Origin of the sequence: Nocardia wallacei, assembly GCF_014466955.1 — a bacterium.
GTDB classification, from domain to species: Bacteria; Actinomycetota; Actinomycetes; order Mycobacteriales; family Mycobacteriaceae; genus Nocardia; species Nocardia wallacei.
Window position 1 is genome coordinate 7809259 of the sequence record NZ_AP023396.1, and the last position, 23170, is coordinate 7832428.

19 protein-coding genes are annotated in these 23170 nt (G+C 69.1%); 9 read left to right on the forward strand and 10 right to left on the reverse strand.

The genetic code is table 11. The features are described 5' to 3' along the window. The first annotated feature begins 64 nt into the window (after window positions 1–64). A complete protein-coding gene (locus tag NWFMUON74_RS35110) occupies window positions 65–850 on the forward strand; it encodes a hypothetical protein (protein WP_187685966.1) in 786 nt (261 codons plus the stop codon). Here NWFMUON74_RS35110 and NWFMUON74_RS35115 read toward each other — a convergent pair. Beyond that, window positions 847–2295 carry a CCA tRNA nucleotidyltransferase gene (locus NWFMUON74_RS35115; protein WP_187685967.1) on the reverse strand — a complete coding sequence of 483 codons (1449 nt, stop codon included), beginning with the start codon at window positions 2293–2295 and terminating at the stop codon, window positions 847–849. The genes NWFMUON74_RS35110 and NWFMUON74_RS35115 overlap by 4 nt on opposite strands. Before the next feature lie 252 nt (window positions 2296–2547). Here NWFMUON74_RS35115 and NWFMUON74_RS35120 point away from each other — a divergent pair, with 252 nt between their 5' ends. From NWFMUON74_RS35120 to NWFMUON74_RS35155, 8 genes are all read left to right on the forward strand, one after another. Continuing rightward, window positions 2548–3099 (forward strand): NUDIX hydrolase, encoded by a 552-nt coding sequence (locus NWFMUON74_RS35120; RefSeq protein ID WP_187685968.1) that lies wholly within the window; start codon window positions 2548–2550, stop codon window positions 3097–3099. Next, window positions 3096–5660, forward strand: coding sequence for a DUF6049 family protein (locus NWFMUON74_RS35125; RefSeq protein WP_187685969.1), 2565 nt, complete (start codon window positions 3096–3098; stop codon window positions 5658–5660). The genes NWFMUON74_RS35120 and NWFMUON74_RS35125 overlap by 4 nt, the downstream gene beginning before the upstream one ends. Window positions 5661–6897: 1237 nt before the next feature. Continuing rightward, entirely contained in the window at window positions 6898–10734 is a 3837-nt protein-coding gene (locus NWFMUON74_RS35130; protein ID WP_425343096.1) for a murein biosynthesis integral membrane protein MurJ, read from the forward strand. Window positions 10735–10976: 242 nt separating this feature from the next. Continuing rightward, window positions 10977–11573 (forward strand): RNA polymerase sigma factor SigM, encoded by a 597-nt coding sequence (gene sigM / locus NWFMUON74_RS35135; protein WP_187685971.1) that lies wholly within the window; start codon window positions 10977–10979, stop codon window positions 11571–11573. A 147-nt stretch (window positions 11574–11720) separates the two neighbouring features. Next, on the forward strand, window positions 11721–12575 hold the full coding sequence (locus NWFMUON74_RS35140; protein ID WP_187685972.1) for a hypothetical protein: 855 nt from the start codon (window positions 11721–11723) through the stop codon (window positions 12573–12575). A 75-nt stretch (window positions 12576–12650) separates the two neighbouring features. Then, window positions 12651–13637: a thioredoxin-disulfide reductase gene (trxB, locus tag NWFMUON74_RS35145; RefSeq protein WP_187685973.1), complete on the forward strand. Its 987-nt coding sequence runs from the start codon at window positions 12651–12653 to the stop codon at window positions 13635–13637. Window positions 13638–13670: 33 nt separating this feature from the next. Next, window positions 13671–14000: a thioredoxin gene (gene trxA / locus NWFMUON74_RS35150; protein ID WP_187685974.1), complete on the forward strand. Its 330-nt coding sequence runs from the start codon at window positions 13671–13673 to the stop codon at window positions 13998–14000. 245 nt (window positions 14001–14245) lie between these two features. Continuing rightward, window positions 14246–15445 (forward strand): N-acetylmuramoyl-L-alanine amidase, encoded by a 1200-nt coding sequence (locus NWFMUON74_RS35155; protein ID WP_187685975.1) that lies wholly within the window; start codon window positions 14246–14248, stop codon window positions 15443–15445. Window positions 15446–15463: 18 nt separating this feature from the next. Here NWFMUON74_RS35155 and NWFMUON74_RS35160 read toward each other — a convergent pair whose 3' ends face one another. From NWFMUON74_RS35160 to rpmH, 9 genes are all read right to left on the reverse strand, one after another. Then, window positions 15464–16204: a GNAT family N-acetyltransferase gene (locus NWFMUON74_RS35160; RefSeq protein WP_187685976.1), complete on the reverse strand. Its 741-nt coding sequence runs from the start codon at window positions 16202–16204 to the stop codon at window positions 15464–15466. Window positions 16205–16430: 226 nt separating this feature from the next. Next, complete coding sequence (locus NWFMUON74_RS35165; RefSeq protein ID WP_187685977.1) at window positions 16431–17432, reverse strand: ParB/RepB/Spo0J family partition protein; 1002 nt, start codon at window positions 17430–17432, stop codon at window positions 16431–16433. Window positions 17433–17436: 4 nt separating this feature from the next. Further along, entirely contained in the window at window positions 17437–18444 is a 1008-nt protein-coding gene (locus tag NWFMUON74_RS35170; RefSeq protein WP_269475371.1) for a ParA family protein, read from the reverse strand. 689 nt (window positions 18445–19133) lie between these two features. Next, the gene (rsmG, locus tag NWFMUON74_RS35175; RefSeq protein ID WP_187685978.1) at window positions 19134–19877 is read right to left on the reverse strand and encodes a 16S rRNA (guanine(527)-N(7))-methyltransferase RsmG; all 744 of its coding nucleotides are present in this window, start codon (window positions 19875–19877) and stop codon (window positions 19134–19136) included. A 97-nt stretch (window positions 19878–19974) separates the two neighbouring features. Then, a complete protein-coding gene (locus tag NWFMUON74_RS35180; protein WP_232110756.1) occupies window positions 19975–20565 on the reverse strand; it encodes a Jag family protein in 591 nt (196 codons plus the stop codon). Between the two features lie 76 nt (window positions 20566–20641). After that, window positions 20642–21757 carry a membrane protein insertase YidC gene (yidC, locus tag NWFMUON74_RS35185; protein WP_187685979.1) on the reverse strand — a complete coding sequence of 372 codons (1116 nt, stop codon included), beginning with the start codon at window positions 21755–21757 and terminating at the stop codon, window positions 20642–20644. Between the two features lie 4 nt (window positions 21758–21761). Then, a complete protein-coding gene (gene yidD / locus NWFMUON74_RS35190; protein ID WP_187685980.1) occupies window positions 21762–22094 on the reverse strand; it encodes a membrane protein insertion efficiency factor YidD in 333 nt (110 codons plus the stop codon). Then, entirely contained in the window at window positions 22091–22480 is a 390-nt protein-coding gene (gene rnpA, locus NWFMUON74_RS35195) for a ribonuclease P protein component (protein WP_187685981.1), read from the reverse strand. Before rnpA ends, yidD begins: the two co-directional genes overlap by 4 nt. Before the next feature lie 85 nt (window positions 22481–22565). Then, window positions 22566–22709 (reverse strand): 50S ribosomal protein L34, encoded by a 144-nt coding sequence (rpmH, locus tag NWFMUON74_RS35200; RefSeq protein WP_187685982.1) that lies wholly within the window; start codon window positions 22707–22709, stop codon window positions 22566–22568. Window positions 22710–23170: the final 461 nt, after the last annotated feature.

Consider the following 23170-nt stretch of genomic DNA (forward strand, 5'->3'; position numbering starts at 1 on the left):
TTTCGGAGACGTCACCGACGACGGGATCGTGTTGTCACCCACGCCCAGTACTGTCGAAGCAATCATGGCCACCTATTTCGATCCCAAGACCTGGTCGCCGCTGCGTGCCGTGGATGTCGGCAGGCGCCTGCTCGACCCGGGTCTGCTGGATCAGGTCGCCGATCTGGGCGCCGGCACCGTCACCGCGCTGCTGCCGGACGTGCTGATGACGCTGCTCAGCGAGGGCATCCTGAGCCAGTTCGGCGGCCGGGAGGTCAACGCCACCCTGCTCGGCCACGAGATGACGGCCACGCTGGGCACGCTGAAGGCCCGTCGCCGCGGCGCCCACTTCCAGACCAAGACGGTGCTGACCGACCTGCGCTGGAACGGTCACCCGATCGAGGAGATGACCGTGATCGCGCACGGCGTCCGGCTGATTCCGGGCATCCCGACCAAGGTGCGCACCACCAATCTCGACGTCACCGGCACCGTGACCACCGCGGCGCTGGTCGGCTGGCTCAACGACGGGCGGCTGGACTGGCGGCTCGGGGTCGACGCGCGGACCGGCCTGTTCACGGCCCACCATCGGGAGCGGCGCATCCGGGCCCTGGTCGACGCGTCGATCGGGGAGAACCTGGTCACCATCGCGGTGCACCGGGCGAGCTGGTTCGGCATCCCCGTGCCCCGGCGATGGATCAGCATCGCGCCGGTGCCGCTGACCGACCTGCCGAAACACATCACCGTCGTGCGCGCCGACCGAGACGGCGACCGTGTGCGTTTCCGCATCGATATCCCCGAGATCACCGGCTCGTTCGATCTCGCGCAGATCCGTTCGGCCATCGTGGCGGGCACCACGCTGATCGTCTTCTAGGGCGCGCCCGCGTTCCACCATTCCAGCAGCGCCGCCTCGGCCTCGTCGCGCGACAGCGGCCCGCGGTCCAGCCGCAGCTCCTTCAGATACCGCCAGGCCCGGCCCACCTGCGGACCCGGTTCCAGACCGAGCAGTTCCATGATCGCGTTGCCGTCCAGATCGGGGCGGACGCGGTTCAGGTTCTCCTGCTGCTGCAGGTGCTCGATGCGTTTCTCCAGGTCGTCGTAGGTGGACTGGAGTTGCGCGGCGCGTCGCTTGTTGCGGGTGGTGCAGTCGGCGCGGACCAGCTTGTGCAGCCGCGGCAGCAGTTCACCGGCGTCGGTGACGTAGCGCCGCACCGCCGAATCGGTCCACTGGCCCTTGCCGTAGCCGTGGAAGCGCAGATGCAGGTAGACCAGCCGCGCCACGTCCTCGGTGAACTGCTTCGGATACTTCAGCGCCCGCATCCGCTTACGCACCATCTTGGCGCCCACCACCTCGTGGTGGTGGAAGCTCACGCCGCCGCCGGGCTCGTTGCGTTTGGTCGGCGGCTTGCCGATGTCGTGCAGTAGTGCCGCCCAGCGCAGCACCAGGTCCGGGTCGCCCTCCTCCTGATCGATGGCCTGCCGCAGCACGGTCAGCGAGTGCTGGTAGACGTCCTTGTGCTGGTGATGCTCGTCGATCTCGAGCCGCATGGCCGGCACCTCCGGCAGCACGCGCTCGGCCAGCCCCGTCTCGCACATCACGTCGATTCCCTCGAGCGGGTGTTCGGCGCCGATCAGCTTGTCCAGCTCGGTGCGCACCCGCTCGGCGGTGATGCGATCGATCTCGTCGGCCATCACGGCGATCGCCTCCCGCACCCGGGGCGCGAGTTCGAAGCCGAGCTGCGCCACGAAACGCGCGGCGCGCAGCATCCGCAGCGGATCGTCGTTGAACGAATCCTCCGGCGCCGCAGGCGTATCCAGCACCCCCGCCAGCAGCGCGTCCATACCGTCGAGCGGGTCGACGAATTCCAGCTCGCCCGCCGCGCCGATGCGCACGGCCATCGCGTTCACGGTGAAGTCGCGCCGAACCAGATCACCCGCGAGCGTGTCCCCGAAGGTCACCTCCGGATTGCGCGAGACCCGGTCGTAGCTGTCACTGCGAAACGTGGTGATCTCCAGCTGCCACCCCGCTTTCGACGCACTGACGGTCCCGAACGCCAAACCGCCCGTGTCCCAGAGATTGTCGGCCCACCCCCGCACGATCTCCTGCACGGTCTCCGGCCGAGCATCGGTGGTGAAGTCCAGATCGGTCCCCAGCCGTCCCAGCACCGCATCCCGAACACTGCCCCCCACAAGGTACAACTGATGCCCCCGCGCCCCGAACATCTCGCCCAGCGGAGTAAGCACATCCGACAGCCGCCCCACCGTGATCGCCGCCGCCGCCAGCAAACGAGTACGACGATCCACTTTCGGATCAGACACTGTTGCATCCTCGGATGTCGGCGAAACCACGAAAACGCAGCTTAGTTGGTCCCACCCGAGACACCTGAACTGCGCCCGTGCCCCACATATAACGGCTTCGCGGCCCGACAGGCACCCGAAACGATCGGCACCGCACGACCTCCCCGAAACCCGACTTCCCGCACGCCGACCCGCAAGGTTTGCGGCGCCACAGGGCGCCGCAAACCCCGCGACGCCGAAGGCGGCCCAATTAGACACAGCTAGACTGACGCAGTGTCTCCGGCCGATCGCGCGAACAGTCGACGTCGCCAGCCCCGGCGCCGTGGTTCGGCCGGTAATGCGGCGGACCCCCGCAGGGGCAAACCACGCCTGCGCACGGTCCGGGAAACCTCCGCGGGCGGGTTGGTCGTCGACGGCCTGGACGGGCCGGGCGAGCAGCGCTGCGCGGCCCTGATCGGGCGCACCGACCGCCGGGGTCGGTTACTGTGGTCGCTGCCGAAGGGACATATCGAGGAGGGGGAGACCGCCGAGCAGACGGCCGTGCGCGAGGTCCAGGAGGAGACCGGCATCAACGGAGTGGTCGTCGCCGAGCTGGGCAGTATCGACTACTGGTTCGTCACCGACGGCCGCCGGGTACACAAGACCGTGCATCACTATCTGATGAGGTCGGTGGGCGGCGAGCTGTCCGATGCCGACGTCGAGGTCACCAAGGTGGCGTGGGTGCCGTTGAGCGAGCTCGACACCCGGCTCGCCTACGCCGACGAGCGCCGGCTGGCGGAGGTCGCGAACCGCCTGATCGACCGGATGGAGAACGGCAGACAATGACGCGTGCGGGCAACCATCGACGCCGCTGGGTGCCGATGCTCATCGCGCTGGCGCTGGGGGTGCTCGCCGCACCGTCGACCGGCCCGGCGGGGGCGCAGCCGTCGGACAGCGGCGGTTCGGCGACCGCGACGCCGAAGTTCGTCAAGCTGACCCTCGATTCGGTGGCGCCGAATACCGTGACCACGAGCAGTGATTCGGTGTTGACGGTGACCGGTACGGTCACCAATATCGGCGACCGCGTCGTCGACGACGTGAGTGTGCGCATCCAGCGCGCGGGCGCCATCACCGCGCCCAGCGGCCTGCGTTCGACGTTGCGGCTGGATCAGGTCAACTACGACCTCGTGGGCCCGTTCCAGGATGTCACCGAGCGGCTGAGTCCGGGCCAGCGCAAACAGTTCACCCTGCGGGTCGGGGTGCGCGAGGGCACGCACGGCAGCAGCGGCGCGCCCATCACCTCCTCGCTGGATATCACCGATCCCGGGGTGTATCCACTGTTGTTGAACGTCAACGGCGAACCCGCCTACGGCAATCAGGCCCGGCTCGACGACGCCCGCTTCCTGCTGCCGGTGGTGGGACTGCCGCCGACCTCGGCGGATTCGAAAGAGGATGGGGCACAGGCGGTTCCAGCGACGACCGACGCGCCGGTGGCGACCACCATGGTGTGGCCGCTGGCCGATCGGCCGCGGCGGGTCGGCGGCATCCCCGGCTCGGTCGACGGCAAGGATCTGCTGACCGACGACGAACTGGCCGGTGAGCTGGCGCCCGGCGGGCGGCTGGATCAGTTGCTGTCCGCGCTGGAGTCGACCCTGCGCCCCGATTCGGCGCGCGACCCGGCGCGGTCGGGCCCGAGCCTGACCGGCGCGATCTGTCTGGCCATCGATCCCGATCTGCTGCTGACGGTGTCGGACATGATCGACGGCTACCGGGTGCTGGCGAGCCCGTCGGACCCGGACGGCCCGACGCGCGACGGCGCGGGTTCCGGCGCCGCCCAGTCCTGGTTGGATCGGCTGCGCACGCTGGCGCCGTCGATGTGCACGGTCGCGCTGCCGTTCGCGCAGGTCGATATCGATGCGCTGGCCGCGGTGCACGATCCCGAGCTGACCGCCCGCGCGATCGACGCGCCCGCCGACATCGTGGATTCGCTGCTGTCGGTGAAATCGGTGCGCGGGGTGAGCCTGCCGGCCTCGGGCAGTCTCGACGCCGACGGCGCGACCCTGCTCGCCGGGCACGGTTATCACACCGCCGTACTCGCGGACAATGCCGTGGCACCGGCCGGATCCCTCGACACCGCGACCGGCTCCGGGCTGTCGCGCTCGGACAGCATCCGGGTTCGCAGCACCGCGTCGGTGACCGCCGAGACCGATGTGCCCAGCCCGGAAGTCGTTCGCCTGCCGGGCATTACCGCACCCGCGAACGGCCCGGCCGCGCCGCAGGCCGAAGGCGGTTTGCGGGCAGCCACATTCGACACCTGGTCGGCCACGGCGCTGGCCGCGGTCGGCTCCAACCCGCCGACGCAGCCGTTCACCCCCGACGGGGTGCGCTATGAGGTGACCAACGATTCGCGGGCGGCCCGGCTGCAGGACGCGCTCGGCGCGGTGTCGTGGGCGGCCCTGAACCCGCAGGCCGAGCGGCCGCGGTCGGTGCTGTTCATGCCGCCGCAGCAGTGGGGTGCGGGCCGCGACGAGGCGACCGCCCTGCTCGGACAGCTCGATCTGCTGTTCCGCAGCGGGCTCGCGACGTCGCGCCCGTTCCAGGAAATGCTGGCGCTGCCGCCGGATCCGCAGCCGTACGAGGTGGACTACCGATCCGGGGTCGCCGAGGCCGCGGTGCCCGACCAGTTCGTCGCGCCGATCCAGGAGCAGGCGCGGCGCATCACCGATCTGATGGGCGCGCTGGTCGAGGTGCCGCAGCAGGAGCCGACGCCGCGCACATTCGTCACGCCGCTACGCAACGACCTGGTGCGGGCGCTGACCGTGTCGGACCGGACGGCCACCGGCACCCAGGCCGACACCGCCGCGCAGCGCCGCGTCGACCAGGTCACCCGCACGATGGACAATCTCTATCGGTCGGTCACGGTGCTGCCGCCGGGCGGCGTGTACACGCTGGCCTCCGAGCAGAGTCCGCTGTTGCTGGTGGCGCGCAACGAACTTCCGGTGGCGATCCGGATCCGATTCCGGATCGGCGCGCCGGCGGAGACGAACATCACCGACATCGGCGAGCAGCAATTGCCGGCGGAGGGGACGCGGTCGTTCCAGATCCCCACGCAGGTGAGCGACAGCCGTAACCTGGTGATCCCGATCTCCATCAGCACACCGGACGGCATCCCGCTCGGCAACGCCACGTCGGTCTCGGTGCGGTCCAACGCATACGGTCAGGCGTTGGCGATAATTACCGCATGTGCCGGTGCGCTGCTGTTCCTGCTGGCCGGTCGCCGACTGTGGCGGCGGTTCCGGGGACAGCCCGATCCGGCCGACGAGGGGTTGGACCCGGGGAAGCGGCGCAGACTCAACCGATACCTGCGCGCGCGGAAGCGGGTGCTGCAGCGACAGGAGGGACCATGAGCGACGCCGGCTCGGACTACCCGAGCACCGCCGCACCCGTCCGGCCGCTACCCGCGCGGGTCCCGTCGACCCTGGGGGCGCGGTGAGTGAGTACGACAACCGCCCTCGCGCAACCGGTTCCGCCGACGACGACCCGCCGCCCCGGCGCACACCAGCGGCCCCGTGGGAGCGCGGCCGCCCGCGCCCCGCGCCACCGGCCGACGGCCCACCGGCCGATCCGCGGCGTTCGGGCTCGCGCCCGGTCCCGCGCCGCCCAGGCCCGCTGAGCGGCCCCGTCCCCCCCGTACCGCCGGGCCAGAACCCACAGCTTCCGCCGCCCAGCGGACCCCTACACCGAGTCCCGCCCAGCGACCCGGCCCGCCGAATCCCCCCGGGCACCCCCGCACGCCCGGCACCACCCAACAGCCGCACGCCACCAGCCGGTCCCGCACGCCGAACACCACCCCCCGACGCCCGCCCCGCGCCGCAACAACCACCACTCGACAGCCGCCCGGCCACCCAACGACCAACTCCCGACAACAGGTCGGCCCCGCAACAACCGACACCCGAGGGGTGGCCAGCCGCACAGCAACCACCGCCCGACGGCTGGGCAGCCTCGCAACAACCCACACCCGACGGCTGGTCGGCCACGCAACAACCACCGCCCGACGGCTGGGTAGCCACGCAACAACCCACACCCGACGGCTGGTCGACCACACGACAACCGACACCTGACAGCTGGTCGGCCACGCAACAGCCGACACCTGACAGCTGGGCAGCCTCGCAACAACCGACACCCGACAGCTTGTCGGCCACACAGCGACCGACACCTGACAGCTGGGCAGCCACGCAACCACCCACACCCGACAGCTGGCCGGGCTCGCAACAACCGGCATCCGACGGGCGGGCCACCGCGCCGCGGCCGGGGCAGCCGTCGGGGCGCACTGTGCCGCCGGGCTCGGGGCGACCCGCGCCGTCGTCCGGTCGGCGGCCGCAACCGGACGACCCGATCGACGGGCCCACCCGCAAGATCCCGCGGCGGGACCTACCGGCCGACGCCGGGCACGCCGACGACCGATACCCCGAGGCGGATCCGCGGCAACGCGAGGCCCGGCGTCCGGACACCCGATACCCCGGCGGCGAGCAGGCCGACGTCCAGCACCGCGCTGCCGATCCGCGACGCCGCGACACTCGGCCTGCGGACGCCCGGCGCCCGGACCCGCGGCATCCTGACGCGCGGCCGGTCCGGCGCTCGTCCGTGCCCGACCACGACGCCCGGGCCGCCCGCTCGGCCCCACCGCGCACCGCGCCGCAGCCGGTCGCAACGCGGGAGAGTTCCAACAGCCGGCTGGTCCGCGACTCCGGTTCCATCGCGATCGCCACGTTGATCAGCCGGATCACCGGTTTCGGCAAGCAATTGCTGCTGGTGACCGTGCTCGGCCCGGCGATCGCCAGTGCCTTCGCCTCGGCGAGCCTGATGCCGAACATGATCGCCGAACTGGTCCTCGGCGCCGTGCTCACCGCGATCGTGGTGCCGACCCTGGTGCGCGCGGAACAGGAGGACGCAGACGGCGGCGCGGCCTTCGTCCGCCGCCTGGTCACCGCCGCGGCCACGATCCTGCTGTTCGCGACGGTGCTCGCGGTGGCGGCCGCGCCGATTCTGGCCACGCACGTATTCGTCTCGTCGGACGGCAAGGTGAACACCACGCTCACCACGGCGCTGACCTATCTACTGCTGCCCGCGATCCTGTTCTACGGGCTGTCGGCCCTGCTGACGGCCGTGCTCAACACTCGCGGGGCGTTCAAGCCGGGCGCTTGGGCGCCGGTCATGAACAACGTCGTCGTGCTGGTGGTGCTGGCGCTCTACGCGCTGTCCCCGGGCGAGATCACCCTCGACCCGGTCCGGATGAGCGATCCGAAGCTGCTGCTGCTGGGCGTCGGCGTGACGCTCGGCGTCATCACGCAGGCGGCGAGCCTGCTGCCCGCCATCCGCCGCAACAACATCGACCTGCGCCCGCTGTGGGGCCTCGACGACCGGCTCAAGCAGTTCGGCGCGATGGCCACGGCGATCATCCTCTACGTGCTGATCAGCCAGATCGGCATGATCATCGCCAACAACATCTCCTCACACGCCGACGCCGCCGGCCCGACGATCTACCAGAACGCCTGGCTGCTGCTGCAGTTGCCCTACGGCGTCCTCGGCGTCACCCTGCTCACCGCGATCATGCCGCGGCTGAGCCGCAATGCCGCCGCCGACGACACTCCGGCCGTGGTGGACGACCTGTCCGTGGCGACCCGCCTGACCATGATCGCCCTGATCCCGGTCGTCACCTTCCTGACCATGGCCGGTCCGCAGGTCGGCGAGGCGCTGTTCGGTTACGCGCGTTTCGCCGAGGACGCCGAACGGCTCGGCCAGGCGGTCAGCTGGTCGGCGTTCACGCTCATCCCGTACGCGCTGGTGCTCATTCATCTGCGGGTGTTCTACGCCCGCGAGCAGGTGTGGACGCCGACCTGGATCGTCCTCGGCATCACCACGGTCAAGGTGCTGTTCTCGGCGCTGGCTCCGATGATCGCGAGTTCGGCCGAGCAGGTCGTGATCGTGCTGGGCGTCGCCACCGGTCTCGGGTACGCCGTCGGCGCCGTGATCGGCGGGTACCTGCTGCATCAGAGCCTGGGCGATCTGCGCATGGCCAATGTCGGCCGCACCGTGACCCGCGTGGTGCTGGCCTCGGTGGCCGGCGCCGCGGTGGCGCTGATCATCGACCAGGTGATCGGCCTGTCGAACCTGCATCACGGCATCGGCGCGCTGTTCCGCGTGGTCGTGGACGCCATCGTCATGTTCGGCATCGCCTTCGGGCTGATGCGCCTGGCGGGCATCCCCGAGATCGTGGCCATCACCGTGGCGATCTCGCGGCGCCTGGGTCTCACGCCGCCCGCTCCGGACCTCGGTCTGGACGAGGGCGATGCGGATATGCACGACACCACGGTGCTGCCGCGGCCCGACTTCGACGCGCCCTACTACTACCGGTACGACCCCTACATGGACAGCCAGCAGACCATGGTTCTCCCTGTTATCCGACCGGGGGCCGTTGACCGCACCGGCGGGAGTGAGTTCCCGTACCCTGTTCCGCAGAGAAACGCAAACGCCGGTACCGGCACCCGCGGGGCCGGCGATGCCGGTACCCGTGCGGAGCCGGATGCCGGTCGAGTCGGCGACGTCCCCGGTGCGACGCCGGCTTATCGAACTTCGACACACCAGGGCGAAGGAGGCACGAGGGTGAGCGACGACGCGGCGGGCGGCGTCCCGGCCGCCGACCCTGCCGACCCGGCAGGCGCAGTGCGCACCGACGATGTCCCGCCCGGGCAGGCCCCGGCCGGTCGCGCTGCGGACCCCGGCGACGCCGAACGAGCCGCGGCCCAGTCGGCCGATGCCGAGTCGGAGGTCGGCGGCGAGCAGCCGCCGCCGCGCGACCCGGCCTACGACACCGGCATGATGGCCCCGGTCGGTTCTCCCGAGATGCCGCCGATGCGGGTCGAGCCGCCGTCGCGGCGTGCGCAGCGCGGTCCGAAACTGATGCCGGGCGCCTCGGTGGCCGGTGGCCGCTACCGCCTGCTCGCCGACCACGGCGGGGCCCGCGGACTGCGGTTCTGGCAGGCGCTGGATGTGAAGCTGGACCGCGAGGTCGCCCTGACCTTCGTCGACGCCGATCAGAAGGCGTCGGACAACTCCGGTCACGACGGCCCCCAGGCGATCCTGTCCCGCACGCTGCGTCTGGGACGGATCAACTCGCCGGGTCTGGCGCGCGTGCTCGACGTGGTCCGCGGCAGTTCCGGCGGCATCGTCGTGGCCGAGTGGACGCCCGGCCGGTCGCTGCGCGAGATGGCCGAGACGCGGCCGTCGCCGATCGGCGCCGCGCGCTCTATCCGCGCCCTGGCCGCCGCGGCCGAACTCGCCCACCGCGGCGGCGGTTCGCTGTCCATCGATCATCCCGACCGGGTCCGGATCAGCGCCTCGGGCGACGCCGTGCTCGCCTTCCCGGGCACGCTGTCCGATGCCGACGCCCAGTCCGACGTGCGTGGACTCGGCGCGATGCTGTACGCGCTGATCACGGCGCGCTGGCCGATCCGCTCCGGCGGCGTCAGTGGCGCGGCGGCCTCGGTCGGCGGTTTGCGGCTGGCCGATTTCGGGGCCGACGGCACCCCCGTGGAGCCGCGGCAGATCCGCCCCGAGACCCCGTTCGAGATCTCTGCGGTCGCGGTGCGCTCGCTGGAGTCGAACAAGGGCGTGCGCACGGCGGCCACCGTCCAGCACGTGCTGGAGCAGGCCTCGGTGGTGGACCAGAAGACCGATTTCATCCCGGTGCTGCGGCTGGGTCAGCGGGCCACGAGCGCGCCGGACGAGTCGCTGGCCGATCCGGAACTGCTCGCCGCGGAGAAGGAACGGTCGCAGCGGATGATGTGGATCCTGGTCGGCCTCGGCGTCCTCGCGGCGCTGGTGGTCGGCGTCATCATCTGGTGGCTGCTGAGCATCTTCGCGCCCGGCGACGCCGAGGCGCCGCTCAACGAGCAGCGCAAACTCGGGCTCACCACAGCCAGTGTGGCGCCGGTGAATCCGAGTGCGGGCGCGTCGGAGACACCGGCGGCGCCCGGCGGCGCCGTCACGGTGCGGCCCACCGCGGCGACGGTGTTCTCCCCCGAGGGCACGCCGGACAGCCCGGCGACCGCCGGGTCGGTGCTGGACGGTAACCCGACCACTGTCTGGCACACCGACCAGTACTTCCAGCAGTTCCCCGCCCTGAAGAAGGGCATCGGGGTCATGACCACCCTCGGCAGCCCCAGCAAGCTGAACCGGGTGATCATCGATTCGCCCAGCCCGGGCACGGTGGTGGAGGTCCGCACCTCGCCGACCGCCACCCCCACGCTCGACCAGACGCAGCTGATCGGCCAGGCCACCCTGGCCGACGGCGCCACCGAGATCCCGCTGCGCGCCGACCAGTCCGCCCGGTACGTGCTGGTCTGGATCACCTCCCTGGCCAACTCCGGCGGCCAGTTCCAGACCTCGATCGCCGACATCCGGTTCGAGGCGGCCCCCTGACGACCGCCGTCGTCGCGTTTCCCGCTCTGCTTGCTGCTCATCTGAGACAGCCGATATGATTCACACCGCGCTCTCAGCAGGGAGCTTCCCGGGATCTGGTTCCTCGGTCCTGGACGACGCGGAATTTGTGGTGATGCCTCGCCCTCTGGCGCGGTGCCGCAGTGAGTCGGCAAGGGCATCGTGAGCGCCGATCCGAGGGGTTTGTGTTGTCGTTTGAAGCGGTCGAGCGCTCCAGCGGGGGGATGTCCGAGTCATCTGCCGTCCGGCGCCGGTCGTTCGATCTCGACGAGGCCACCGATCGCGAGTTGCTCGCCGCGCACGTCGACGGCGACCGCGATGCCTTCCGGGTGCTGTTCCGCCGTCATTACAACCACCTCTGGCAGCTCGCCCTGCGCACCTGCCGCACCTCCGAGGACGCGGCCGACTGCCTGCAGGACGCCCTGCTGTCGGCCCACCGCAACGCCGCCCGCTTCCGCGGTGACGCGGAGGTCCGCAGCTGGCTGCACCGCATCGTCGTCAACGCCTGCCTGGATCGCATGCGCCGCAACAAGGCTCGCTACAGCGTGTCGCTGTCGGAGGAGGGGATGCCCGAGCCCGCGGTCGAGCGCGACGACATGGCGCACCGCGAGATCTCCATGGTGGTCGACGCCGCACTGTTCCGATTGCCCGACGACCAGCGCGCCGCACTTGTCGCGATAGACATGGAAGGGTATACCGTGGCGGAAGCCGCGCAGTTGCTGGGCGTCGCCGAGGGCACCATCAAGAGCCGGTGTTCCCGTGGTCGCAAGCGGCTGCAGCAAGAGTTGGAATTCCTGCAGGATCCGGGGAACCGGACGTAGTCGAGATGCGTCATTACTAGAGACGAACGAAAACCCTTTACCCGGCCGCAGCAGGCCCGACCCGGAGAGGCGATGGACGACAAGGGCGAAGCCGACCGGCGACGCCGGCCCGGGTCGCGAGTCGGTGAGGACGAGACAGGAGGCACGATGGCAGCCCGCCCGGCGCCGCAGCCCCCTTTCTCGACCGACCTGCTGGCCGACCTCCATGCCGACAATGTCTCCCCGGAGCTGTCCGAGCAATTGTGGCCGCAGGTCCGCGAGGATCCGGAGTCGCTGCGCTTCCTGCGCTCCCTCGACGACGTCACCGCGGAATTACAAGCGCTGGGCCAGGATTCGCGCATCCTGCACGAGATGCCACCCGAGGTCACCGCCCGCCTGGACCGATTGCTGGACGATCTCTCCCGCGGCGAGCACCCCGGCGAGTCCGCACCCGCGGAGCAACTGGCCACCGTGCATCCGCTGCCCCCGCGCCGAATATCGGCCGAGTCCACCGACCCGCCGTCCACGCGCCCCATGCCGGCGCTGTCCGCCGAAGCGGCCGCAGCCCAGGACGAGCCCGCCGCGGAGCCGATCCGGCTCGACACGCCCCGTTCCCGGCGCTGGCAGTGGCTCACCGCGGTGGCCGCCGCCGTGGCTGTCCTGGCCGGCACCCTGATCGCGATCGATGCCGTCCGCGGCCCCGGCCAGGCGCCGAAGGCGTTGCCCACCGAACAGACCGCGGTCCCGCTCGACGACGACCTGCCCACCGCCACACTGGTGAGCGCCATCGGCCGCAACGATGTCACGGGCCCGCTGGCCGCCCCGGGCGCGATGGCGGGCTGCATCGCCGCCGCCGGATACGAACGGCCGGTGCTGGGCTCGATGAATGTCACCTTCCGCGGCGCTCCGGCGGTAGTGATCATCCTCACCGGCCCGCAGCCGCCCGAGATCACCGCGCTGGTCGTCGGAACGGGTTGCGGCCCAGGTGATGCGCAGCTGCTCGACCAGCGCGACATCGGCTGAGCCGGGCCGGGGAACAACAGCGTTTAGGCTGTTGTTGACCCACAAGCCTGCTGACATACTCCTCGGAAGGGCCCCATGAACACCCCTGTTCGCGATCTGATCATCGTCGGCTCCGGCCCCGCCGGCTACACCGCCGCGGTCTACGCGGCCCGGGCCGAACTCGAACCGCTGCTGTTCGAGGGCACCCAGTTCGGCGGCGCCCTGATGACGACCACCGAGGTGGAGAACTTCCCCGGCTTCCGCGCCGGCATCATGGGCCCCGACCTGATGGAGGAGATGCGCGAACAGGCCAAGCGCTTCGGCGCCGACATCCGCACCGAGGACGTCGACGCGATCGACCTGTCCGGCCCGATCAAGTCCGTCACCGTCGGCGGCGAGACCTACCAGGGCTACGCGATCATCCTCGCCATGGGTTCGGCCGCCCGCTACCTGAACGTGCCGGGGGAGCAGGAGCTGCTCGGCCGCGGCGTGAGCGCCTGCGCCACCTGCGACGGCTTCTTCTTCAAGGGCCAGGACATCGTCGTCGTCGGTGGCGGCGATTCGGCCATGGAGGAGGCGACGTTCCTCACCAAGTTCGCCGCCAGCGTCACCATCGTGCACCGCCGCGAGGAGTTCCGCGCCTCGCGCATCATGCTCGATCGCGCCAAGTCGAACGAGAAGATCCGCTTCGTCACCAATGCCGAGGTCACCCGGGTGCACGGCGAGAACAGCGTGACCGGCCTCACCCTGCGCGACACCAGGACCGGCGAGACCTCCGAGCTGGCCGCGACCGGTCTGTTCGTCGCCATCGGCCACGACCCGCGCAGCGAACTGGTGCGCGGTCAGGTCGACCTGGACGGCGAGGGCTACGTGCTGGTGCAGGACCCCACCACGGCCACCTCCGTCGACGGCGTATTCGCCGCGGGCGACCTGGTCGACCACACCTACCGCCAGGCCATCACCGCCGCCGGTACCGGCTGCCGGGCGGCCATCGACGCCGAGCGCTGGCTCGCCGAGAAGGGCGACATCACCTCCAACACCCTGGACCACGCCGGTCAGCCGGTCGAGGTCGCCGCCAACTGATCAATCTCGTCGTAGAGTTCGAGGAGTTTCACCATGTCCGACACCGCCACCAAGACCGTCACCGACGCCACGTTCCAGCAGGACGTGCTGGGCAGCGACAAGCCGGTTCTCGTCGATTTCTGGGCGGCCTGGTGCGGTCCCTGCAAGATGGTCGCTCCCGTGCTGGAGGAGATCGCCGCCTCCCACGGCGACAAGCTCACCATCGCCAAGGTGGACGCCGACGCCAACCCGCAGACCGCGAAGGACTACGGCATCCTGTCGCTGCCCACGCTGGTCCTGTTCTCCGGCGGACAGGAGACCAAGCGGATCGTCGGCGCCAAGGGCAAGGCCGCGCTGCTGCGCGAACTCGAGGGCGTCATCTGACGACCCCCCTTCGGGACTCGGCGTCGGCGCTGTAGTATTTCGGCGCTGACAACAGCTTTCGGTAGTTGCACAGGGCTACCGTCTCCGGGCCCGGACGCGATGTCGGGGGTTAGGATCTCTGCACTCGGAGGATTGCTGAAATTCGGTCCGGGTCTGAGACAATCGAGCGACGCTCCGGTCGTGCGAGGGTGTGAGCCGTCGCATGAGTGGGTACCCGGATTGGCGGAAGGAAAGGGCTCTCACGCATGCACCGACTTCGTCACGGCGATAGTGGACCAGCCGTCGCTGAGGTTCGGAGCACTCTGGCAAGTCTCGGATTCCTGCACATCCGCCCCCACGGGACCGACCGGTCCGACGGAAACGGCGCGTACTGGAAGGATTCCGACGCCACCTTCGATCACGATCTCGATTCCGCGGTGCGTGCCTTCCAGCAGCACCGCGGACTCTTGGTGGACGGCGTCGTCGGCCCGGCCACCTACCGGGCGCTGAAGGAAGCCTCCTACCGTCTCGGCGCCCGCACGCTGATCTACCAGCTGTCGGCGCCGCTGTACGGCGACGACGTGGCCACCCTGCAGCGTCGCCTGCAGGATCTCGGCTTCTATGTGCACCGGGTGGACGGCTATTTCGGCCCGCACACCCACGACGGTCTCACCGCCTTCCAGCGCGAGATCGGCCTGTCCGCCGACGGCATCTGTGGTCCGGATACGCTGCGCTCGCTGGATCTGCTCGGCGCCCGCGTCACCGGCGGCAATCCGCACCGCATCGCGGAGGAGGAGGTCGTGCACCGGGCGGGCCCGCAGCTGACCGGCAAACGGATCGTCATCGACCCCGGAATGGGCGGCCCCGACAAGGGTTTCGCCGTCCCCACCGAATTCGGCGACGTCTACGAGTCGGAGATCCTGTGGGATCTGGCCAGCCGCCTGGAGGGCCGGATGGCGGCCACCGGCATGGAGACCTTCCTGTCCCGGCCGTGGGGCGCCAACCCCTCCGACGCCGAACGTGCCGAAACCTCCAACACTTTCGACGCCGATCTGATGATCTCGTTGCGCTGCGCGCACAATCCCAGCCCGCTCGCCAACGGCATCGCCAGCTTTCACTTCGGCAATTCGCACGGCTCGGTGTCGATGATCGGGCAGGTGCTGGCCGGATTCATCCAGCGCGAGATCGTGGCCCGAACCTCGCTGCAGGACTGCCGGACACACCCGCGCACCTGGGACCTGCTGCGGCTGACCAAAATGCCGACCGTCCAGGTCGACATCGGCTACCTCACCAACGAGTACGACGCCTCGGTGCTGACCAATCCGCGCATGCGCGACGTGATCGCCGAAGCCATCCTGATCTCGGTCAAGCGGCTGTACCTGCTGGGGCAGGACGATCAGCCCACCGGCACATACACTTTCGCCGAGCTGCTGGCCGAGGAGCTGGCCGCGGCCGACCGGATGTAGCGCCGAACGCGGCTCGTCTCAGGGGCAGCCCACCCGCGACTTCGACTCCACCGACGCGGCCGCCAGCAGTTGATCCAGCGCTCGCTCCACGTCTTCCTTCCAGAAGTGGTCGCTGTCGAGTTCCAGGCGCAGCCGCGGGAAACGATGATGCGGCGCCACCACGGTGAATCCGACATCCTCCAGGAAGTCGGCGTCGATCATGCAACTCTCGGGGGAGCAGCCCGAATTCGATCGCTGCCGCGGCGAGGTCGGCACGCCCTGTGCCGGATTGTCGATCCGTTCCAGCAGGAACATCGACCGGACCGACCGCGTGGACATCGCGGTAGCCGAAGGGTCCTGGCGGATACCGAACGCCTCGATGGCCCGTACGCCGCGCCGCACCAGATCGTCGACCACCGCCTGGATCAACCGGGTGGCAATGTCGTTGTGCTGGTAGGGCGGTTCGGACCGCAGCGTGGTCAGCAGCACGGCGTCCGGGCTGACCGGCGATGTCGGGAACAATGTCGCCCGAGGTACCGCGCTCGGCGGCGAGTACAGCGCGCAACCGGCGGGCTGGTCGTCGACCAGCGCGATCTGACCACACGAGCCCCATTCGAGCAGCACGGTCGACAGCCAGGCCTCCTTCTCGAAGACCGGGTCGCTGAATTCGCGAGAGTCCGCCGCCACGGCGGGATCGATCTCCCAGAACACGCACCGCCGGGCGTGTGCGGGCAGCTTGTCGAGTCCGCCGAGGGTAAGTGCGGTAACGCTGGTCGACACCGCTCTACTCAGCCTCCAGCTTTCCGATTCATCCACATTCACGCCGCATCAATATCTACTCGCCAGCAAGAATAAGCGATCAAAGCGAACCGCCTCATTTCCGATAGCTGTGCTGTCATCAGGATCGCAGCGCGGCGCCCCCGAGGGCGCCGTCACAGTGACGTTTTGCCGTCAGGGCCAGGTATCTCCGCTGATTTCGCGGTTTTCGGCCGTGACGCCGGTCGTCCTAGCCCTGCTGCTCCATCATCTTCACGATGCGTTCCAGATCGGCGAGATCGCCGAACTCGACGACGATCTTGCCCTTCTTCTTGCCCATGCTCACCGTGACACGGGTGTCGAAGGAGTCGGCGAGCCGCTCGGCCAGCCGCTCCAGACCCGGCATCTGCACGGGTTTGCGGTCGGCGGGGCGCCGCTCCTTCTCCTCATCGGGATACCGGTTGGCGAGGGTGACCGCCTCCTCGGTGGCCCGGACCGAGAGCCCTTCGGCGACAATCCGTTCCGCCAGTTTCTCCTGCGCCTCCGCGCCGGACTCCAGCCCGAGTAAGGCGCGGGCATGCCCGGCGGACAGCACGCCCGCCGCGACCCGCCGCTGCACCGGGATCGGTAGCTTCAGCAGGCGGATCATATTCGTGACGACCGGCCGGGATCGGCCGATCCGGTTCGCCAGTTCCTCGTGGGTGACGCCGAACTCTTCCAGCAGCTGCTGATACGCGGCCGCCTCCTCGAGCGGATTCAGCTGCACCCGATGGATGTTCTCCAGCAGGGCGTCGCGCAGCATGGCGTCGTCGGTGGTCTCGCGGACGATGGCCGGAATGGTCTCCAGCTTCGCCTCCTGGCACGCGCGCCAGCGGCGCTCGCCCATGACGATCTGATAGCGCGGGGTAGGGGAGGACTCCAGCTGGCGCACCACGATCGGCTGCATGAGGCCGAATTCGCGCACCGAATGGATCAATTCGTCCAGCGCGTCTTCCTCGAAGACCTGGCGCGGCTGCTTGGGGTTGGGCTCGATCTGGTCCGGCGGGATCTCCCGGTAGACCGCTCCGGCATCGGATCCGCCGGCCGGGTCGGGAACCCGGTGCAGATACGCCGAGGCCGGATGCGGACCGATCGGATCCAGGCCGATGACGGCATTCGCGGCGGCACTTCCGAGCCCCTGGACGTCGGTCGGCCCGGTCGGGATGAGCGCGGCCAGCCCGCGCCCCAGTCCACCCTTCTTCGCCTGACTCATCGGCTTACCGACCCCTTTCCTCGTTCACTCCACCAGCTGTGCCCACCACAGCGCTCCGGGCGGCCATCTCCCGCCCGGCATCCAGATAGCTCATCGCACCACGGGAACCCGGATCGTAATCCAGCACCGTCATGCCGTAGCCGGGCGCCTCGGAAACCTTGACGCTGCGCGGAATCACCGACCGCAGCACCACATCGCCGAAGTGCCCCCGCACCTCCTCGGCGACCTGATCGGCCAGCTTGGTCCGCCCGTCGTACATCGTGAGGACGACGGTCGACACATGCAGTTCCGGATTCAGATGCGCCTGCACCAGACTGATATTGCGAATCAGCTGACCCACGCCCTCCAGGGCGTAGTACTCGCATTGGATAGGGATCAGCACCTCTTTGGCGGCCACGAGCGCGTTCACGGTCAGCAGGCCGAGCGACGGCGGGCAGTCGATCATCACGTAGTCGATGTCGTAGCCGGCCAGGTTCGCCTCCTGGATCGCGGCCTTCAGCCGACCCTCGCGGGCCACCATGGACACCAGCTCGATTTCGGCGCCGGCCAGATCGATGGTGGCCGGAATGCACAGCAGTCGTTCGTTGTGCGGGCTGCGCTGAATCGCCTGCTGCACAGTCGCCTCGCCGATCAGCAACTCGTAGCTGGACGGGACACCGGAGTGATGTTCGACGCCCATCGCGGTGCTGGCATTGCCCTGCGGGTCGAGATCGATGACCAGAACGGTCATCCCCTGTAGCGCAAGCGCGGCAGCAAGATTCACGGCGGTCGTGGTCTTGCCGACACCACCTTTCTGGTTCGCGATGGTGATGATGCGTTGTTCGCGCGGCTTGGGGATGGTCATCGAACCAGGATGCAGTACTTGGCTGGCACGCTGCGCCTCAGCGGCTATGGGCGTGTCGGCGGAAATGCTTCCGAACGGAGCCTGGTCCAGATCGAAGCCAGTTCCGTCCAGCATTCCGGGCACCCGCGACGTTGTTTCCCGTGAAACATTCGCTGGACCGTTCGACATACAGGCTCCTAACCCCGAGAACTTCAGACACGTGCCCAAGCAGCGTCGATGCCGCGTCGGCTCGAGCAAACGAAGCGCGGCACAGCGGAATCGAGACCGATGCCCATCCCGGCGAGCCTGTCGGGCATCGCGAATCTGCACTCGCGCTCGATGACACCTAGCTTGCCAGCACCGGACCCAATACGGAAGTTGAACCGCTGCGATCACACCACGACACGCGAAGTTTCTTCCCCGGAAGGCGTTTCGCGCACCCACACCCCGCCCGGGAGGGGCCTGGAGATCGAAAGGGTTGCTCCCCAAGTCCGTACACATCGGAGGACGGTGGCGCATTCGAGGTGTCGATGACGGTCCTGCGGCAGGGGAGGGGATCCTTGTTTCACATGAAACACGAACCAGCGCGGGAGCGGCGGCTCGCATACTTCACATGAAACAAGGCGGCCGGGGCGAAACAGGAAGCGCCGAGCCGTCTTCCAGCCCCGGCCGATGACGATGAGTTCGCCCGCCTATGTTTCATGTGAAACATAGGCACGGGGCGGAGCGAAATTTCGCGGCTCGTTCCACCGGGCCTGACATCCGCAAGTTTCATGTGAAACAACGGCAGAAGAGGCTCGGGACGAGTCGGCGCAGAGACCCCTGCACGCAACCGCTGCGCGATGATTCACGTGAAACAAGACCCGAAGGGCCAACCTTCACCGACGACGCTTCGCCTGATTACGTTCGGCCCTGCGCTCGGCTCGGGGGAGGCGCTCGACGCTCAGCACGACCGTCGGCGGATCGACGATCCCCACCCCACACTCGAGCACCTGAGCATGGCCGCCACCCGCGCGAGCCAGATCGTCGCGATCGCGGTCGAGTTCCTCCGCGGCACTCGACCCCTTGAGCGCGAGCATGCGACCGCGGTCGTGCACCAGCGGCAGCGACCACTTGGCGAGCTTGGCGAGCGGAGCGACCGCACGCGAGGTGACGACATCCGCCCCGCCGGCCACCTTCCGCACATCGGGCTGTTCGGCCCGGCCGCGCACGACCGTCACCTCCAGTCCCGCCGACTCGATGAACTCGGCAAGAAAGATGGTCCGGCGCAGCAGCGGCTCGACCAAGGTGATCCGGAGATCGGGCCGCGCGATCGCGAGCGGGATTCCGGGCAGGCCCGCGCCACTGCCGATGTCGACGACCGCCGCGGAGGCGGGGATGAGCTCACCGAGCACGGCACAGTTGAGAATGTGTCGATCCCATAGCCGCGGCACCTCGCGGGGGCCGATCAGCCCGCGCTCCACACCGGCGGTCGCCAACGCGGCACAGTAGCGCCGAGCCAGCGGCAGTCGATCCCCGAAGACCCGCTCCGCCGCGGCGGGCGGTTCCGGCTCCGCGACCGCGCCCGGGGGAGGGGAGTACTCCGGGTCGGTCACACCGTTTCCTCGTTCCACGTGAAACATCCTTCCGGATCCGGCGCCGGACGGAGAATCCGACCCCGCACAAGGGTAGGGCCCCCGGTTCCGCGAACCGGGGGCCCTCCACATTCCCATTGCCACACTAGGACGGCAGCACGACCACGTGCCGGTTCGGCTCGACGCCCTCACTCTCGCTGGCGACGCCGTCGATCTCCGCCACCGCGTCGTGCACGATCTTGCGCTCGAACGGCGTCATGGCCGCCAGTGACTCGGGCTTGCCCGACTCCAGCACCCGCTGCGCCGCGGCGGTGCCGAGCGAACTCAGCTCCTCCCGGCGCTGCGCCCGCCAACCGGCGACGTCCAGCATGAGCCGGCTGCGCACACCGGTCGCCTGCTGCACCGCCAGGCGAGTCAGCTCCTGCAGCGCGTCCAGCACCTCACCGCGGCGCCCCACCAACTTGGACAGATCGCGGCCCCCGTCGATGCTCACCACCGCACGGTCGCCCTCGACGTCCAGGTCGATATCGCCGTCGAAGTCGAGGACGTCCAGCAGTTGCTCGAGGTAGTCGCCGGCGATCTCGCCCTCCTCGATGAGCGCTTCCTCGGCGTCGCTCACGCCCTCCGCCGCCTCGTCCGCGACGGGCTCCGACTCGTCGGTTGCCGGCTCGTCCGCGATCGTGCTGTGTGCACTGAGGGCCACGGTGGCGTCCCCTCCGTCGGTTTCAACAGTCATGTGTGTCGTTTCCTTCAATCTGCGTCATCCGTCGTGTCCGGCGGTCACCCGCCGGGAAGCTGTGGCAGGCGACGCGCTAACGACGTCGCTTCTGATTCGGGCGGCCGCGGTTTCCGGATCGCTTCCGATTGCCTTGTCCGCCTTGCTTGGACGAAGCTGTGGCCTTCCCCGGCTTGGTCGCGCCGGAACCGTTGCGCGTCGCGGGCGGCGTCGCGGATTCGCCCTCGGCCGCGGGCACGTCGGTCGCCGCGTCCGCCGCGGCGGTGGGCTGCCTCTTCTTCGGCTTGGCGCCCGGCTTCGGTGCGTTGGCGGTCTGGCGCTCCTTGGCCTCCTGCTTCTTCTGCTCCTCTTCCTTCTCCATCCGGCCGAAGACGAGGTGCTGCTGTCCGTAGGTCCAGATGTTGTTGGCGACCCAGTAGAGCAGGATGGCGATGGGCAGGAACGGGCCACCGACGATCACACCGAGCGGGAACACCCACAGCGCCAGCTTGTTCATGATCGCGGCCTGGGGGTTGGCCGCGGCCTCCGCGCTCTGCCGCGCGACGGACGCCCGCGCGTTGAAATGGGTCGCCAGGCCCGCGATGATCATCAGCGGCACCGCGACATACACCATGTTCGCGACGTGCGGGATACCGCCGTAGTCGGCGAACGCCTCCAACTGCGCCTTGGGCGAGGTGATCGCCGCGGAGATGGGTGCACCGAAGATGCGGGCCCGCAGGAACGACTGCACATCGTCGGCGTTGAAGACGTAGTTCGCCGTGTGCGCGTTGTCGTAGGCGGACATGTTCCCGCCGCCGCCGAAGCCACCGATACTGCCGCCGGTCCGGTTGAACGACCGCAACACGTGGTACAGACCGATGAAGACCGGCACCTGCGCCAGCACCGGCAAGCAGCCCATCAAGGGATTGAAGCCGTGCTCCTTCTGGAGCTTCTGCATCTCGAGCGCCATCTTCTGGCGGTCGTTCTTGTACTTCTTCTGCAGCTCCTTGATCTGGGGCTGCAGCTCCTGCATCTGCTTGGTGGTGCGGACCTGCTTGACGAACGGCTTGTAGAGCACCAGACGCAGGGTGAACACCAGGAACACCACCGCCAGCGCCCAGGCGAGGCCATTGTCCTTGCCTAGGGCGAACCCGAAGATGCGGTGCCAGAACCACAAGATCCAGGACACCGGATAGTAGATGAAATCGAGCACGGCTCTATGCACTCCCGTCGGTCGTGTCGCCGGTCACCGAGGGCGGCGACCCCTTACAAGTCTCCTGTGCGGCCGGCTCATCGGCGGCTGCCCCGTTCCGTTTCCGCTCCGGAACGGGGTCCCACCCACCAGGGTGCCAGGGCGCACATTTGACCAATCGCACGGCCGTCAATCCGAGGCCGACGAACAGGCCCCGGGTGCGCAACGCCGTCACCGCGTACTCGCTGCAGGTGGGAGTGAATCGGCACACCGGCATGCGGGTGGGGGAGACGTAGGTCCGGTACAGCTCGATGACGAAGATCAGCGCATCGGACGGCAGCCGGGCGAGGCGCCTCATGACGGCCCGCCCGAGAGCTTGCGCAGTGCCGCTCGCAGCTGCTGATCGAGTTCGGCCGAGGAGGCCGCCGCGGCGCCGGGCAGGGCGCGGATCACGATGTCCGTGTCCGCGGGCAGCTCGGCGATCAGCGGGGCGCAGATATGACGCAGGCGGCGGGCCACGCGGTGACGTACCACCGCGGTGCCCACCGCCTTACTGACGATCAATCCGAAGCGCGGACCGCCACGGCGAACCGCCGGGCCGGGTGGATCACCCTCCGCAGCAGTCCAATCCGTGGTCGATACCACAGCGTGCACGACCAGATCACGTCTCCCGATTCGTCGGCCACGCCGCACCGTCCGGGAGAAATCGGCACGATGATGCAGCCGATACGGCTCAGGCAACACCCGAGTGTCCGAGCGTGTATCGGATGAGGTGGTACGGCGAACCGAACGGCGAACGGGACATGACGCCGAGGCCGGTGCCGATGAATCAGGCCGTGAGCTGGGCGCGGCCCTTGCGACGACGCGCCGTCACGATCGCGCGGCCCGCACGGGTCCGCATCCGGAGGCGGAAGCCGTGGACCCGCGCACGACGACGGTTGTTCGGCTGGAACGTCCGCTTGCCCTTGGCCACGGTCAACACTCCTCGAGTTGGTGGGCGCCCCTCGGCGCCCGAAGCTTGTCGGTGAAACTCTTGTCGCGATGAGTGACCAGGTCCTCATCGGCGCAATACCCATCGCGGCCCGGGCAGCACGCAGCTGCCACCGCGTCAATGGGTGACTGTACGAGAGTACTGACCGGCTCCGGCCGGGTCAAACCGGGGTCCGTCACCGCGGCCGGGCTACTGACCTCGGCCGATAGGTCGCCGCACCCGGCCGCCGACCGGTGCGGCAACGCCCTGGCGGTGACGAAGGACACGGCCGCGAACGGGCCTTGTCGCCGTCGCGACACACCCACTACGATACGTAGCCAGAAGGTAGCTATAGAAGCGCTGGTCCAAGCGCTGACCGGGGGGACACGGCAGCGCAGCTCACATCCCTGTGGTTCTCCACATCTGTGGATAATTGTGTGGAAATACCCCTGGAGTGGCATATT

Excerpts from the sequence above, each read along its gene's own strand:
- NWFMUON74_RS35110 (WP_187685966.1), top strand. The coding sequence starts at position 65 with ATGGCCACCTATTTCGATCCCAAGACCTGGTCGCCGCTGCGTGCCGTG.
- NWFMUON74_RS35125 (WP_187685969.1), top strand. The coding sequence starts at position 3,096 with ATGACGCGTGCGGGCAACCATCGACGCCGCTGGGTGCCGATGCTCATC.
- sigM (WP_187685971.1), top strand. The coding sequence starts at position 10,977 with ATGTCCGAGTCATCTGCCGTCCGGCGCCGGTCGTTCGATCTCGACGAG.
- NWFMUON74_RS35140 (WP_187685972.1), top strand. The coding sequence starts at position 11,721 with ATGGCAGCCCGCCCGGCGCCGCAGCCCCCTTTCTCGACCGACCTGCTG.
- trxB (WP_187685973.1), top strand. The coding sequence starts at position 12,651 with ATGAACACCCCTGTTCGCGATCTGATCATCGTCGGCTCCGGCCCCGCC.
- trxA (WP_187685974.1), top strand. The coding sequence starts at position 13,671 with ATGTCCGACACCGCCACCAAGACCGTCACCGACGCCACGTTCCAGCAG.
- NWFMUON74_RS35155 (WP_187685975.1), top strand. The coding sequence starts at position 14,246 with ATGCACCGACTTCGTCACGGCGATAGTGGACCAGCCGTCGCTGAGGTT.
- NWFMUON74_RS35165 (WP_187685977.1), bottom strand. The coding sequence starts at position 17,432 with ATGAGTCAGGCGAAGAAGGGTGGACTGGGGCGCGGGCTGGCCGCGCTC.
- NWFMUON74_RS35170 (WP_269475371.1), bottom strand. The coding sequence starts at position 18,444 with ATGTCGAACGGTCCAGCGAATGTTTCACGGGAAACAACGTCGCGGGTG.
- rsmG (WP_187685978.1), bottom strand. The coding sequence starts at position 19,877 with ATGTTTCACGTGGAACGAGGAAACGGTGTGACCGACCCGGAGTACTCC.
- NWFMUON74_RS35180 (WP_232110756.1), bottom strand. The coding sequence starts at position 20,565 with ATGACTGTTGAAACCGACGGAGGGGACGCCACCGTGGCCCTCAGTGCA.
- yidD (WP_187685980.1), bottom strand. The coding sequence starts at position 22,094 with ATGAGGCGCCTCGCCCGGCTGCCGTCCGATGCGCTGATCTTCGTCATC.